The sequence below is a fragment of the Chryseobacterium gallinarum genome (assembly GCF_001021975.1).
GTDB lineage: Bacteria > Bacteroidota > Bacteroidia > Flavobacteriales > Weeksellaceae > Chryseobacterium > Chryseobacterium gallinarum.
Genome location: NZ_CP009928.1, coordinates 2,317,388 through 2,333,046, shown reverse-complemented (window position 1 = coordinate 2,333,046; position 15,659 = coordinate 2,317,388). Strand labels below are relative to the sequence as shown.

Here is a 15,659-nt window from a genome sequence, read left to right as displayed (position 1 = left end):
TAAATTAAAAATGTCGTCACGTTCTGACGACATTTTATAATGAACATTAGTTTTGAAGAAATTTCCCTTTTATAAGCAACCGGACACTAAAGATTGTGGACCAACCTGTCTTAGAATTATCAGTAAACACTACGGCAGAAACATTTCGTTACAGCAGATTCGCAATCTTTCTGAAACCACCCGTGAAGGCAGTAGTCTTTTGGGACTGAGCGATGCGGCAGAAAACCTGGGATTCCGTTCAATAGGAGTCCAGATTGATTTTAATACCCTTGTAGAAGAAGTTCCGCTTCCCTGTGTAGCCCACTGGAATAAGAACCATTTTGTAGTTGTCTATAAGATTGATAAAAACAATAAAGTATATATTTCCGATCCCAGCTATGGCTTAATTACCTATACAAGGGAAGAGTTTATCAGATCCTGGATCGGGGAGAATGCCAATGAAAATACAGAAGAAGGCATTGTTCTTATTCTTGAAACTACCCCAGCATTTTTCCAGACTGAATTTGATACAGAGCAAAGTAAAGCCAGCTTTGCCTTCTTATCAAAGTATGTTTTAAAGTACAAATCTTTAGTTATCCAATTAGCTGTTGGGCTTCTGGCAGGAAGTTTACTTTCCCTGATATTCCCTTTTCTTACCCAAAGTATTGTAGACGTTGGGATACAGAATCAGGATATTAACTTCATCTATCTGGTATTGCTGGCACAAATCATGTTATTTTTGGGAAGGATGGGCATAGAAACCATCAGAAGCTGGATTCTGCTTCACCTTTCCGCAAGAATTAATATTTCTATCATTTCCGATTTTTTTATTAAGTTAATGAGACTCCCTATCAGCTTTTTCGATACGAGAATGACAGGAGATATCATGCAAAGGATCAATGACCACCACAGGATAGAACAACTCCTTACCAGCTCCTCGTTGAATACCCTTTTCTCATTGGTCAACCTTATTATTTTCAGCATTGTACTGCTGCTTTATGATTATAGGTTATTTATCGTTTATCTTATAGGAGCAGGATTATACATCGGATGGATCAGCTTTTTCCTGAAAAAGAGAAAAGAGCTTGATTATAAAAGATTCTCCCAGGTTTCCCAGGAACAAAGTAAGGTCATTGAACTCATCAACGGCATGCAGGAAATTAAAATGCACAATGCAGAAAAACAGAAAAGATGGGATTGGGAATTCTTACAGGTAAAATTATTTAAAATAAGAATAAAGTCGCTTTCTCTGGAACAATGGCAATCTGTGGGGGGAAATTTTATCAACCAGATGAAAGATATTCTGGTAAGCTTCCTTTCTGCAAAATTGGTATTGAGTGGAAACCTTACTTTAGGGATGATGCTTTCAGTACAATACATTATTGGACAACTTAACAGCCCCTTGTTACAGCTTATTGACTTTATTAAACAAACACAGGACGCCAAAATTTCTCTTGAAAGGTTGGGCGAAATTCACGATAAAGATGATGAAGAAAACAAGAATGAACAATATGCCGCAGATATTCCTCATAAAGATATTGAGATCAGTGACATGTCATTCAGGTATATCGGATCAGATGTTCCGGTTTTTGAAAATCTGAATCTTACAATTCCTTATCAAAAAACTACAGCCATTGTAGGAGCAAGTGGAAGTGGAAAGACTACCTTGCTAAAGTTACTCATGAAGTTTTATGATCCCGATCAGGGAGAAATTAAAATCGGAAGTACCAACCTTAAAAATATTTCCCCACGGTTCTGGAGAGATCATTGTGGAGTAGTAATGCAGGAAGGCTATGTCTTTAATGATACTATTGCCAATAATATTGCTGTAGGTGAAGATCATATCGATAAACAAAAATTAAGACGTGCTGTAGAAATTGCCAATATCAAAGAGTTTATAGAAACGCTTCCTTTAAGTTACAATACAAAAATCGGAAATGAAGGTGTGGGAGTAAGCGGCGGGCAAAAACAGAGGCTTTTTATTGCCAGGGCCGTATATAAATCCCCTGAATATATTTTATTTGATGAAGCCACTTCTGCTTTGGATGCCAATAACGAGAAAATCATTATGGAAAACCTTGAACAGTTTTTTAAAGGAAAAACGGCAGTAGTTATTGCTCACAGGCTTTCAACAGTAAAACATGCAGACAAAATTATTGTACTGGATCATGGAAAAGTTGTAGAAGAAGGAAACCATGCTGAGCTGGTAGCTCTCAAAGGAGAGTATTACAGACTTGTGAAGAACCAATTAGAATTAGGTAATTAATATACTAAAGATCATAATCCCCCACTGAAGGGATTATATATTCAGATTATGAAAGAAGACATTTTAGACAATATTGAACTCCGTTCGGAAAGTGTACAGGATATTCTTACCCAGCCTCCTCATTGGATGATCCGCTGGGGAAATACGCTTATATTTATTATTCTCCTGTTAATTCTTGTGATGAGTTATATTATCAAATATCCGGAATTTGTTCCGGCTCCTATTATTGTAACTTCACAAAATCCTCCGGAAAAAATAGAAGCAAGGGTAAGCTCCAAAATTGAAAAGATATTTATTAAAGACCATCAGCACGTTAAAAAAAATGACGTCCTTATGGTAATGCAGTCTGCTGCCAACTATAAAGATGTTCTTGAGCTGAAAAAACTGGTAGATTCAATTACCCCTGATCAGCTACGATCTTTTCCTCTTACCCGGACTTCCAGATTTAAACTGGGAGAACTGCAGGCAGAATACAACAATTTTGCAAAAGCCTTTCAGGATGAAGAGCTTTTTATCAGGCTGCAGCCTTATGCACCTGAAAATATTGCAGCCAATCAGAGTATTTCCGAAAACCGTGTAAGAATTGCCACCTTGAAACAGCAAAAAAGCCTTGAAAGTGCTAAATATGAATTGACAAAAAAGAGTTTCCAGCGCTCTCAGGACCTGTTCAATCAAGGAGTAATTTCATCCATGGAACTTGAAAATGAAAAAATCAAATTTCTTCAGGCCCAGCAGAACCTTGAAAATCTTAATATTTCTATTTCCCAGATAGAAGAAGGAATTTCCAATCTGAACAAAACCAAAAGCGGGGCTGCCATCAATACAGAAAAAGACAGAATCACTTATTCATCTCAAACGTTACAATTGTTCGAACAATTGCGCAAATCTTTAAAACAATGGGAACAGAACTATCTTGTGATTTCTTCTACAGATGGCGTGGCCAGTTTTCAGCAATTTTTCGGAGAGAATCAGTTTGTAAAAGCAGGAGATCCTATCTTATCAATTTTACCTGAGAAAAAAGAAAAGCTGGTAGGCAGGATGTCTGTACCGTCAACTAATTCCGGTAAGATTGTCCCTGGTGAAAAAGTTTTGATAAAACTCGATAATTACCGATTTCAGGAATACGGTATTATAGAAGGAAAAGTTCAGAATATTTCTCTTATACCCGATGACAAAGGAAATTATTATGTGGATGTCATCCTTCCCAAAGGTCTTAAAACAAGCTATAACCAAACACTGGTTTTCGATAAAGAGCTTAGAGGAAATGCTGAAATCGTTACCCAGGATTTAAGACTTATTGAAAGATTCTTCTATCAGATCAGAAAATTACTGGGCTACCAGAGCTAGGAATGTTAAATTAGACCCGCAATTTCTATTCAGATTTGCGGGTTTTATTATAAATAACGACCCGTGCTAAATAAAGCTAGTGATAAACCCATAATGGAAAAAGCATTGCTATTTTATCTCACCATGGATTACACGGATTGACACAGAGGAATGTGGAGATTTGGGTTGGGAAAAGGTCAAGGAATATACGGATATGCTTTAATGTTTAGAAAAAGATATGATGAGCACAGCTATTCAATAGCCACGGGCTTTAGCCCGTGCTCAATAAAAACCATAAAATTCCCCAGGCTTTAGCCAAAACCTATTCACTATCCGGAATCTATTATCTATTATCTATTATCTATTATCTATTATCTATTATCTATTATCTATTATCTATTATCTATTATCTATTATCTGTTTCTCACTCTTCACCCTGTATAAGTGCAGGGATAGTTCCAGGTACATAGGCGTGGGATAGATATAATATAGATGGGATGGGTCTATAACAAAAAAAGTCTCACACATTACTGTATGAGACTTTTAAAATAAAATAAAAACTGGCGGCGGCCTACTCTCCCGCGTTAGCAGTACCATCGGCGCTGGTGGGCTTAACTTCTGTGTTCGGAATGGGAACAGGTGAGCCCCACCGCTAAAACCACCCTAAAGAAGGTATATAGCATCTGGCTATTTGCTGCTGGCTTTTGGCTTTTTTGCCAATCGCTAACTGCTTACTGCCATTTGCGGTTTTAAGCGATAAAAACTCTCACAAAGACAAAACCTTTACTGCGCATAAAGTACTTGTCATTTATTATATGTTTAATATGATAATTTTATAGCAACCATAGGCTATAAATCTACGGGTAATTAGTACTACTCGGCTATGACATTACTGCCTTTACACCTATAGCCTATCAACGTTGTCATCTACAACGACCCTTAAAAGATGTCTCATCTTGAGGCGAGTTTCGCACTTATATGCTTTCAGTGCTTATCTCTTCCAAACGTAGCTACTCAGCGGTGCACCTGGCGGTACAACTGATACACCAGAGGTTTGTTCAATTCGGTCCTCTCGTACTAGAATCAAGCCCTCTCAAACATCTAACGCCCGCAATAGATAGAGACCGAACTGTCTCACGACGTTCTGAACCCAGCTCGCGTGCCACTTTAATGGGCGAACAGCCCAACCCTTGGGACCTTCTCCAGCCCCAGGATGTGACGAGCCGACATCGAGGTGCCGAACCTCCCCGTCGATGTGAGCTCTTGGGGGAGACTAGCCTGTTATCCCCGGAGTACCTTTTATCCTATGAGCGATGGCCCTTCCATACGGAACCACCGGATCACTATGTCCTGCTTTCGCACCTGATCGACTTGTTGGTCTCACAGTCAAGCACCCTTATGCCATTACACTCTACGCACGGTTACCAAGCGTGCTGAGGGTACCTTTGAAAGCCTCCGTTACTCTTTTGGAGGCGACCACCCCAGTCAAACTACCCACCACGCAATGTCCTTCCATAGGAAGTTAGGCTCCAAGTAAGTAAAGGGTGGTATTTCAACGACGGCTCCACAAACACTAGCGTGCCTGCTTCAAAGCCTCCCACCTATCCTACACATTACTTACTCAAAGTCAATACGAAGTTATAGTAAAGGTTCACAGGGTCTTTTCGTCCCATTGCGGGTAATCGGCATCTTCACCGATACTACAATTTCACCGAGCTCGTGGCTGAGACAGTGCCCAGATCGTTACACCATTCGTGCAGGTCGGAACTTACCCGACAAGGAATTTCGCTACCTTAGGACCGTTATAGTTACGGCCGCCGTTTACTGGGGCTTCAGTTAATGCCTTCGCTTACGCTAAGCACCTTCCTTAACCTTCCAGCACCGGGCAGGTGTCAGACCCTATACAGCATCTTTCGATTTAGCAGAGTCCTGTGTTTTTGATAAACAGTCGCCTGGGCCTCTTCACTGCGGCCTCCCCGGAGGGAGGCGTCTCTTCTTCCGAAGTTACGAGACTATTTTGCCTAGTTCCTTAGCCACGACTCACTCGAGCACCTTAGGATTCTCTCCTCGACCACCTGTGTCGGTTTTGGTACGGGTTGCTTCACTTCGGCTTTTCTTGGATCAGATTACTCTACAGCAGCTTCGCCCGAAGGCTAGGCCTTGACTATTCCGTCAGTCTCCAGCAGATACATCCAACCGTCCCCTTTTATCGTGAGCAAGTCAGGGAATATTAACCCTGTGTCCATCCACTACCCCTTTCGGGTTCGCGTTAGGTCCCGACTAACCCTCAGCTGATTAGCATGGCTGAGGAAGCCTTGGTCTTTCGGTGAGGGGGTTTCTCGCCCCCTTTATCGTTACTTATGCCTACATTTTCTTTTCTATCCGCTCCACAATACCTCACAGTACTGCTTCGGCGCAAATAGAATGCTCTCCTACCAGATATATTATAAAATATAAATCCATAGCTTCGGTAATATGTTTATGCCCGATTATTATCCATGCCGGACCGCTCGACTAGTGAGCTGTTACGCACTCTTTAAATGAATGGCTGCTTCCAAGCCAACATCCTAGCTGTCAATGCAGTCCAACCGCGTTGCTTCAACTTAACATATATTTGGGGACCTTAGCTGTTGGTCTGGGTTCTTTCCCTCTCGGACATGGACCTTAGCACCCATGCCCTCACTGCCGCAAAACATTTATTAGCATTCGGAGTTTGTCAGGAATTGGTAGGCGGTGAAACCCCCGCATCCAATCAGTAGCTCTACCTCTAATAAACTTTGTTGCGACGCTGCACCTAAATGCATTTCGGAGAGTACGAGCTATCTCCCAGTTTGATTGGCCTTTCACCCCTACCCACAGGTCATCCGAAGACTTTTCAACGTCAACCGGTTCGGTCCTCCACTCTGTGTTACCAGAGCTTCAACCTGCCCATGGGTAGATCACAAGGTTTCGCGTCTAATCCTACTAACTATCCGCCCTATTCAGACTCGCTTTCGCTCCGGCTCCGTAACTTAATTACTTAACCTCGCTAGTAAAATTAACTCGTAGGCTCATTATGCAAAAGGCACGCCGTCACAGCTTTACGCTGCTCCGACCGCTTGTAGGCGTACGGTTTCAGGTTCTATTTCACCCTTCTATTCGAAGTGCTTTTCACCTTTCCTTCACAGTACTTGTTCACTATCGGTCTTTCAGGAGTATTTAGCCTTGGAGGATGGTCCCCCCATATTCAGACAGGATTTCACGTGTCCCGCCCTACTCATTTATCATCCAAATATACCTTTCGAATACCGGGCTATCACCGTCTATGGCTGTTCTTTCCAGAACATTCTTCTAAATATATAAAGACTTTTGGGCTAATCCGCTTTCGCTCGCCACTACTTACGGAATCTCTTCGATTTCTTTTCCTCCGGGTACTTAGATGTTTCAGTTCTCCGGGTTTGCCCCTCTTACGAGGTAATACATCTTCAATGTATTGGGTTGCCCCATTCGGATATCTACGGATCAATTCGTGTGTGCCAATCCCCGTAGCTTTTCGCAGCTTACCACGTCCTTCGTCGCCTCTGAAAGCCTAGGCATCCGCCATACGCCCTTAACGATTTCTTTCCTATTTTTGGTTACTCAAGCGCTTTATGCGCTCGGTTTTCTCTTTGTGATGTCTTTACCGTTAATGTCAATGATCTTAATTGCTATTTCAAGTTTAATTCGCAAATATTGTTTTTGGCTCTATCTGCTTGTTTAAAACTAAACCATCCACTATGTGGAGAATAAGGGAGTCGAACCCTTGACCTCCTGCGTGCAAGGCAGGCGCTCTAGCCAGCTGAGCTAATTCCCCCTCTAGGTGCTTCTAGCGATTTGCTTCTTGCTTTTGGCTTTCTTGCCATCTGCTATAAGCTATTTGCCAGCCGCCTTAATTAGTAGTCTCGGGCAGGCTCGAACTGCCGACCTCTACATTATCAGTGTAGCGCTCTAACCAGCTGAGCTACGAGACTGTCTGTTAGACTAACAGATTTCAGATATTAGATATCAGACTGCGCTTCCTTCTTTTATCTTGCCTCTTTGTCTCAATCCCTTTACTAATTTCTAGTGGGTTGTGTATTTATAATATAACCAACCAAACAAAAAACTAAAGCTTTACTTTAAGTAAGTACTGTGTCTCTAGGACACTAATTTTGTTTAACGTTCTTCAACGCTCTAAAATGAGATGTTCCAGCCGCACCTTCCGGTACGGCTACCTTGTTACGACTTAGCCCTAGTTACCTGTTTTACCCTAGGCAGCTCCTTTTACGGTCACCGACTTCAGGTACCCCAGACTTCCATGGCTTGACGGGCGGTGTGTACAAGGCCCGGGAACGTATTCACCGCGCCATGGCTGATGCGCGATTACTAGCGATTCCAGCTTCATAGAGTCGAGTTGCAGACTCCAATCCGAACTGAGACCGGCTTTCGAGATTTGCATCACATCGCTGTGTAGCTGCCCTCTGTACCGGCCATTGTATTACGTGTGTGGCCCAAGGCGTAAGGGCCGTGATGATTTGACGTCATCCCCACCTTCCTCTCTACTTGCGTAGGCAGTCTCACTAGAGTCCCCAACTTAATGATGGCAACTAGTGACAGGGGTTGCGCTCGTTGCAGGACTTAACCTAACACCTCACGGCACGAGCTGACGACAACCATGCAGCACCTTGAAAAATGTCCGAAGAAAAGCCTATTTCTAAGCCTGTCATTTCCCATTTAAGCCTTGGTAAGGTTCCTCGCGTATCATCGAATTAAACCACATAATCCACCGCTTGTGCGGGCCCCCGTCAATTCCTTTGAGTTTCAAACTTGCGTTCGTACTCCCCAGGTGGCTAACTTATCACTTTCGCTTAGTCTCTGAAACTTACATCCCAAAAACGAGTTAGCATCGTTTACGGCGTGGACTACCAGGGTATCTAATCCTGTTCGCTCCCCACGCTTTCGTCCATCAGCGTCAGTTGTTGCTTAGTAACCTGCCTTCGCAATTGGTGTTCTAAGTAATATCTATGCATTTCACCGCTACACTACTTATTCCAGCTACTTCAACAACACTCAAGACTTGCAGTATCAATGGCAGTTTCACAGTTAAGCTGTGAGATTTCACCACTGACTTACAAATCAGCCTACGGACCCTTTAAACCCAATAAATCCGGATAACGCTTGCACCCTCCGTATTACCGCGGCTGCTGGCACGGAGTTAGCCGGTGCTTATTCGTATAGTACCTTCAGCTTTCCACTCGTGGAAAGGTTTATCCCTATACAAAAGAAGTTTACAACCCATAGGGCCGTCGTCCTTCACGCGGGATGGCTGGATCAGGCTTTCACCCATTGTCCAATATTCCTCACTGCTGCCTCCCGTAGGAGTCTGGTCCGTGTCTCAGTACCAGTGTGGGGGATCACCCTCTCAGGCCCCCTAAAGATCGTCGACTTGGTGAGCCGTTACCTCACCAACTATCTAATCTTGCGCGTGCCCATCTCTATCCACCGGAGTTTTCAATAAAAAACGATGCCGTCTCTTATATTATGGGGTATTAATCTTCCTTTCGAAAGGCTATCCCCCAGATAAAGGCAGGTTGCACACGTGTTCCGCACCCGTACGCCGCTCTCAATTGCCCGAAAGCAATCTACCGCTCGGCTTGCATGTGTTAGGCCTCCCGCTAGCGTTCATCCTGAGCCAGGATCAAACTCTCCATTGTATGTTTGTCTGACTCACTCAAAGTTTTTAACGCTTTAGTTTTTCCTTACTTGGTTGTTATATTGTATGTCAATGATCTTTATATCTTCCGCTTTTTAACGAAGCAATCTTTCTGTCTATCCGCTCCGTATTTGCGAGTGCAAAAGTAAAACTTTATTTTGTAATGACCAAATGTTCCTAAAGAAAATTTTAAAGTTTTTTAAGTAACCTTAATTCTTCTCAAAACCTCAATCACCCCCTACTCCTGCGCTCCGATTTATTCGGACTGCAAAGATAGAAACTTTATTTTAACTCACAATCTTTTTTGTTAAAAAATTTAAAGTTTTTTTGTCTTTATCTTATAAAGTAAATAATGTTCCTTGCTTATCTAAAAGCTCTTCTGCGCTTGACTGATACTCTCTCGTTTTCAGTGGGGCAAAGATAACAACTTTATACAACGCAAAACAAGTCTAGTTAACATAAAATTCATTTCCAATTCCTATTTTAAGCTAAAAGGCTGGCAATTAGCGATAAAATTATAAACAAATGTTTAAAGGGGGCAATTGGAAAATTAAAAGTTGGAGTATTTTTTTATCAATGACGGCTGGATGTAAATTAATCATTGTTTTTAAGTTTTGAGAATATTATAAATATACCTATTCAATAGGCCCGGCTTTAGCCCGGGATCAATAACCATAAGATTCCACTGGCCTTAGCCAAAACATATTGATATCGTAATGAAAAAAGACATTGCTATTTTATTTCACCACAGATTACACGGATTGGCACAGAGGAATGTGGAGAGTTGGTTCGGGGAGGAAAGCTAAACGAGCTATATGTTAGCAGCTAAGGTCCACGCAATTCATTAGATAGGCCTAATTTTTATAAATACGAAGTAGAATGCTAGCTCATTAAGATGATAGTGGAACAATGGCCTGCAATAAGAAGATAAATAATACAAAGAAATAGATCTGTGATAAGAATAAATTCAGCATTACAGTTAGTAATATCATACATGTATTGCTTGATTTTCCACACTTATTTATATGGAGATACTATAAGGAAATAGGAATAAAGATGCAAATTTGAGTTGAGAGAGCCTGAATTTCTTATCTGAGTAAGGTTAAATTCTAAATAGAATAAAAAAATTCCGTAAGAATCCTAAATCACAGACTCTTACGGAATTTTTATAAAACTAAACGTTTATTTTTAATTCAGAACATAGGATGTTCCATCTCTACCATCTTTTAATTCTATCCCTTCAGCAAGCAACTTGTCTCTGATCTGGTCTGAAAGTTCGAAGTTTTTGGATTTTCTTGCCTGATTTCTTAGCTCAATTAAAACTTTTAAGGTTTGATCCAATTTTTCGTTATTGTTTTCCTCTACAGTTTGTAATCCCAGAACATCGAAGATAAAGGCATTCAATGTTGACTTTAGATCTTCAAGATCTGTTGTTGAAATCGTTTCTTTGCCATCATTTAAAGCAAAAATATATTTTACGGCTTCAAATAAATGAGCGATCAGGATTGGAGAGTTGAAATCATCTGTTAATGCGTCATAACATTTTTTCTTCCATTCTGTAAGGCTGAACCCTGATTGTTTGCTTTCGTCAGGGATAATGGAGTTCAATACTTTCACAGCTTCCATCAATCTGATAAATCCTTTTTCGCTGGCGATCATTGCATCATTGGAAATGTCTAAAACACTTCTGTAATGGGCCTGCAGGAAGCAAAAACGTACAATTGACGGATGGAAAGGCTTTTCAAAAAAGTCATTTTCTCCTGTTACCAACTGCATCGGAAGAATATAGTTTCCTGTAGATTTACTCATACGCTGGGAATTCATCGTCAGCATATTGGCATGCATCCAATAATGTACCGGAGCAGCACCATTGCAAGCTTTCCCCTGGGCAATTTCACATTCATGATGTGGGAACTTCAGGTCCATCCCTCCACCATGGATATCGAAAGTTTCACCCAGATATTTTGTACTCATTGCAGTACATTCAAGGTGCCATCCCGGAAAACCTTCTCCCCAAGGCGAGTTCCATCTCATAATGTGGGCTGGAGATGCTTTTTTCCAAAGGGCAAAATCCTGTGGATTCTTCTTCTCTCCTTGTCCGTCAAGATCACGGGTATTGGCAAAAAGCTCTTCAATATTGCGTTTTGAAAGTTCACCATAGTTTAACCCTCTTTTATTGTATTCCAATACATCGAAGTATACGGAACCATTGCTTTCGTAAGCGAAACCTGTGTCTATTAATTTTTGGGTCAGCTCAATCTGTTCTACGATATGTCCTGTTGCTGTAGGCTCAATATTTGGAGGAAGCAAATTGAACATATCTAAGACCTTATGGAAATCTACTGTATATTTCTGAACAATTTCCATAGGTTCCAGCTTTTCCAGTCTGGTTTGTTTTACGAATCTGTCGTTATCTACATTTCCGTCATCAGTAAGGTGTCCGGCATCGGTGATGTTTCTTACATATCTTACTTTGTATCCTAAATGCATTAAGGTACGGTAGATAAAATCGAAGGAAAGAAAGGTCCTAACGTTCCCCAGATGCACATTACTATACACAGTAGGTCCGCAGACGTACATTCCTACGTTTCCTTCCAAGATCGGTTTGAATATTTCTTTTTCCGCTGTAAGCGAGTTATATATTTTTAGTTGCATTTATTTTTTATTAAAAGATTCAATAGTTTTAAGATTCAAAAATTAGTTAAAATAAAAATCCGACACAACAAATAATTGTCGTGATAAAAATTTTATATGAAACTTTTTTAAATTTTATCATCATTAAATCGCTTTTAAGTGATGCTGCAAATGATCTACATAATCCTTAATGATAAACTCCAGGGTAAACCTTTGAAGTTCTGTTTTGGTAGTATCGCAGGTTCTTTGCAGTGCTTCATCGGGAATATTTTCTACAACATGAACAATCTGATCATTCAACGCTTTCCAAAGATTAATCAATTCGGAAATGGGAATGTTCTGATAGTTCTGGGCCTTTACCCAAATATTCTGATCATATACGATATTCTCGTTCTCTTTATATTGAGTGACTACAAATCTACGGATATTTGTAAAAGCACTGTCACAAAGGTGGCCTATAATTTCTTTTTTAGACCATTTTTCAGGGGCGGCTTTATACTCCCATTCTTCTTCAGAAATCGTCTGGAATCTCTGAAGTTCTGCATCTATAATATTTTTAAGGATCTGGTAGTTCATGGACTAGTCTAGTTTTGCATGGCTTCCTACATAATGTAAAAATTCCTGCCTTGTAATTGGGTTCGTTCTGAAGATACCACTTAATTCTGCTGTAATCGTAGAGCTTGCTGTATCTTTTATTCCTCTGCAGTTTACGCAAAGGTGCTTGGCGTCAATAATACATGCCACATCTTTTGTACCCAATGCTTCTTTTAAAGCGGCTACTATCTGCATTGTCAATCTTTCCTGAACCTGGGGTCTTTTCGCGTAATAGTCAACAATCCTATTGATTTTAGATAAACCAATAACTTCGCCATTTGAAATATAGGCAACATGGGCCCTTCCTATAATGGGCAAAAAGTGGTGTTCGCAGAAAGAATATACAGTGATATCCTTCTCCACCAACATCTGACGATATTTATATTTATTGGAAAAAGTAGATATCCCCGGTTTGTTTTCAGGAAGAAGCCCTCCAAAAATTTCATTGACATACATTTTGGCTACCCGTTTTGGAGAATCTTTCAAAGAATCATCTGTCATATCTAATCCCAGGGTTTCCATAATCTCTCCGAAAAGCTCGGTAATCTTTTCTATTTTTTCCTGTGGCGATTTATCAAAAGCATCTTCCCTTATAGGCGTATGTTCTTTTCCTGTGAAAATATCATCGTCGTTATCAGTAAAATCAACCATTTTTATTTAATTTGCAGCAAAAATACGGATAATATCTGTTCCTCTGTATTCAATTGGGACGAAAACATTATCTTTTATAACCTACTCTGATTAAGAAAGCCTATGATTATTGTCGCAGAAGTACAAAGCAAAGACCAAAAAAGGGAATTTCTGGAATTTCCGGCACAACTTTATCAAAACGACAAAAACTATATACGCCCCCTAGACCGCGATATTGAGGATATTTTTGATCCGGAAAAAAATAAATTTTTCAGAGAAGGAGCATGCAAAAGATTTCTATTCAAAAACAATAACAAAACAGTAGGAAAAGTTGCCGTTTTTATCAGTCCTAATTATCAGCAAAAACAACCTACCGGAGGATTGGGATTCTTTGATTGCATCAATGACCAGGAAACCGCCAATTTTATTTTCGATTACTGTAAAAACTGGCTTCAGGAAAGAGGAATGGAGGCAATGGACGGGCCAATCAACTTCGGAGAGCGGGATAAGTTCTGGGGACTTCTGATTGAAGGGTTTACTGAACCTCTGTATGGAATGAACTATAATTTTCCTTACTATAAAGATCTTTTTGAAAATTATGGATTTCAGATTTACTTTGAACAACTTTGCTTTACGAGGTCTATATTTGCAGAAGTTTCAAGGGTCTTCACTATTGCCCATGAAAGAAACCGAAGAAACCCTGCTATTTTGGCAAAACCTATGAAAAAAAATAATCTTGGGAAGTTTGCTAAGGACTTTACAGAAATTTATAACAAAGCCTGGGCATCTCATGGGGAAGGAAAACAATTGGAAGAAGCAAAAGTTTTAAGAATGTTCAATAAAATGAAACCCATTATCAATGAGCATATTTCCTGGTTTGTTTATGAAAATGAAAAGCCTATCGCTATGTGGATCAATCTGCCTGATCTGAATCAATGGTTAAAATATTTAAATGGAAAACTAGGAATGTTCGAAAAACTTCAGTTTCTATGGTTAAAGCGGTTCAAAAAAAATGAAAAAATGGTGGGGCTCGTATTTGGTGTGGTTCCGGAATGGCAAAAAAGGGGAATAGACGGTTATATGATTTGGGAAGGTACACAACATTTGAGAAGGCATACCGATTTTACGATTACTGAACTTCAGTGGATTGGTGATTTTAATCCGAAAATGATTAAGATTGCGGAAATGCTTGATACCACAGTAACCAGAAAATTGGCTACTTACCGGTATTTGTTTGACAGGAATAAGGAGTTTGAGAGGCATACCATTCTTTAGTAGGGAAGATGAATGCTGGAAGCTGGGAGTTATTGATGTTTTTGATTAACTAAAGATTCAGTTTACTTTTTGGAAAGCCCGATATTATTTGACGTAAAGATTTCTATTAGTTTGCTGTTATATTTTGAGGAGACGAAGGTGAAATCAACTTTATTGATTTTTTCTAGCAGTGGATAGTCTTCGGATTTTTTATCTGTCTATTTATGTTTTTTGTATTGGATTCAGAAAAAATAAAAACCCTGCCGGTTAAGACAGGGATTCCTTCATTTCTGGTACTTTTATTAGAATAGCTCACCGGCTATTTTTTTAATATTATCGCTTTTCCCCATGGAATAGAAATGCAAAACAGGAACTCCAAAATTGAGTAATTCTTTACATTGGGTAATTGCCCATTCTATTCCTATCTGCTTTACAGCTTCATTATTTTTTGCGTTTTCTACTTCGTTGATCAGTTCTTCAGGGAGATCTATTTTAAAAACCTGTGGCAGGATTTTCAAATGTCTCTTTGTTGCAATCGGTTTAATTCCCGGAATGATAGGAACGGTAATTCCCATTTCCCTTGCTTTCTGAACGAATTCGATATACTTTTTATTGTCAAAAAACATTTGGGTGACAATATAATCTGCTCCGGCATCCACTTTTTGCTTCAGCCATTTCAAGTCATAATTCATGGAGGGAGCTTCCATATGCTTTTCGGGATATCCGGCAACTCCGATGCAGAATTTGTTGAGTTCGTCACAAACCTGTTCTTCATTGTGAAGGTATTTCCCTCTTCCGAGGTCATTAATCTGGTTCACAAGCTCCATCGCACTCGCATGGCCGCCCTGGGTTGGTTCAAAATACTGATGCCCTTTCATCGCATCTCCTCTTAATGCCATTACATTATCAATACCAAGGTACATACAGTCTACCAGAAGATATTCTGTTTCTTCTTTGGTAAAGCCACCACACAATAGGTGCGGAACAGTATCCACATTATATTTATGCTGAATCGCTGCACAAATACCAAGGGTTCCGGGACGCATCCTTGTGATGCGGCGTTCCATCAGTCCATTTCCTTTATCGATATAGATATATTCTTCTCTTGAAGTGGTAACGTCGATAAATGGTGGTTTGAATTCCATCAACGGATCAATATTCGTGTACAAATCTTCAATACCAATTCCCTTTTGTGGCGGAACAACTTCTAGAGAAAATAAAGTTTTTCCGTTAGCATTTTTTATGTGTTCTGTTATCTTCATATCT

At 40.1% G+C, this 15,659-nt stretch carries 7 protein-coding genes, 2 tRNA genes and 3 rRNA genes; 3 read left to right on the top strand and 9 right to left on the bottom strand.

Annotation, left to right across the window (positions count from 1 at the left end):
• The first annotated feature begins 52 nt into the window (after positions 1 to 52).
• Both OK18_RS10475 and OK18_RS10470 read left to right on the top strand, forming a co-directional pair.
• A complete protein-coding gene (locus OK18_RS10475) occupies positions 53 to 2,245 on the top strand; it encodes a peptidase domain-containing ABC transporter (protein WP_053327962.1) in 2,193 nt (730 codons plus the stop codon).
• A 48-nt stretch (positions 2,246 to 2,293) separates the two neighbouring features.
• A complete protein-coding gene (locus OK18_RS10470; RefSeq protein ID WP_053327961.1) occupies positions 2,294 to 3,592 on the top strand; it encodes an HlyD family secretion protein in 1,299 nt (432 codons plus the stop codon).
• A gap of 537 nt (positions 3,593 to 4,129) precedes the next feature.
• Here OK18_RS10470 and rrf read toward each other — a convergent pair.
• The 8 genes from rrf to folE all read right to left on the bottom strand — a co-directional run bounded on the left by rrf (position 4,130) and on the right by folE (position 13,160).
• Positions 4,130 to 4,237: ribosomal RNA gene (gene rrf, locus OK18_RS10465) — 5S ribosomal RNA — on the bottom strand.
• A gap of 181 nt (positions 4,238 to 4,418) precedes the next feature.
• Positions 4,419 to 7,174: ribosomal RNA gene (locus OK18_RS10460) — 23S ribosomal RNA — on the bottom strand.
• Positions 7,175 to 7,329: 155 nt separating this feature from the next.
• Positions 7,330 to 7,403, bottom strand: a tRNA-Ala gene (locus tag OK18_RS10455).
• A gap of 83 nt (positions 7,404 to 7,486) precedes the next feature.
• Positions 7,487 to 7,560, bottom strand: a tRNA-Ile gene (locus OK18_RS10450).
• Positions 7,561 to 7,765: 205 nt separating this feature from the next.
• Positions 7,766 to 9,282, bottom strand: a 16S ribosomal RNA gene (locus OK18_RS10445).
• The 16S, 23S and 5S rRNA genes sit together here with 2 tRNA genes alongside, the layout of an rRNA operon.
• Before the next feature lie 1,187 nt (positions 9,283 to 10,469).
• A complete protein-coding gene (gene cysS, locus OK18_RS10440) occupies positions 10,470 to 11,936 on the bottom strand; it encodes a cysteine--tRNA ligase (protein ID WP_050020655.1) in 1,467 nt (488 codons plus the stop codon).
• A 123-nt stretch (positions 11,937 to 12,059) separates the two neighbouring features.
• Positions 12,060 to 12,491, bottom strand: a complete 432-nt coding sequence (locus OK18_RS10435) for a DinB family protein (protein WP_053327960.1) — start codon at positions 12,489 to 12,491, stop codon at positions 12,060 to 12,062.
• A gap of 3 nt (positions 12,492 to 12,494) precedes the next feature.
• On the bottom strand, positions 12,495 to 13,160 hold the full coding sequence (gene folE / locus OK18_RS10430) for a GTP cyclohydrolase I FolE (protein ID WP_050020653.1): 666 nt from the start codon (positions 13,158 to 13,160) through the stop codon (positions 12,495 to 12,497).
• Positions 13,161 to 13,262: 102 nt separating this feature from the next.
• On the opposite strand from folE, the gene OK18_RS10425 reads away from it, so the two are divergent.
• The gene (locus tag OK18_RS10425) at positions 13,263 to 14,414 is read left to right on the top strand and encodes a hypothetical protein (protein ID WP_053327959.1); all 1,152 of its coding nucleotides are present in this window, start codon (positions 13,263 to 13,265) and stop codon (positions 14,412 to 14,414) included.
• Between the two features lie 281 nt (positions 14,415 to 14,695).
• Here the strand turns inward: OK18_RS10425 and metF are convergent, their stop codons facing one another.
• Complete coding sequence (metF, locus tag OK18_RS10420; protein ID WP_053327958.1) at positions 14,696 to 15,655, bottom strand: methylenetetrahydrofolate reductase [NAD(P)H]; 960 nt, start codon at positions 15,653 to 15,655, stop codon at positions 14,696 to 14,698.
• Positions 15,656 to 15,659: the final 4 nt, after the last annotated feature.

Bases quoted from the DNA above. Each gene is read 5' to 3' on its own strand.
- OK18_RS10425 (WP_053327959.1), top strand. From the start codon at position 13,263: ATGATTATTGTCGCAGAAGTACAAAGCAAAGACCAAAAAAGGGAATTT.
- folE (WP_050020653.1), bottom strand. From the start codon at position 13,160: ATGGTTGATTTTACTGATAACGACGATGATATTTTCACAGGAAAAGAA.
- OK18_RS10435 (WP_053327960.1), bottom strand. From the start codon at position 12,491: ATGAACTACCAGATCCTTAAAAATATTATAGATGCAGAACTTCAGAGA.
- metF (WP_053327958.1), bottom strand. From the start codon at position 15,655: ATGAAGATAACAGAACACATAAAAAATGCTAACGGAAAAACTTTATTT.
- OK18_RS10470 (WP_053327961.1), top strand. From the start codon at position 2,294: ATGAAAGAAGACATTTTAGACAATATTGAACTCCGTTCGGAAAGTGTA.
- cysS (WP_050020655.1), bottom strand. From the start codon at position 11,936: ATGCAACTAAAAATATATAACTCGCTTACAGCGGAAAAAGAAATATTC.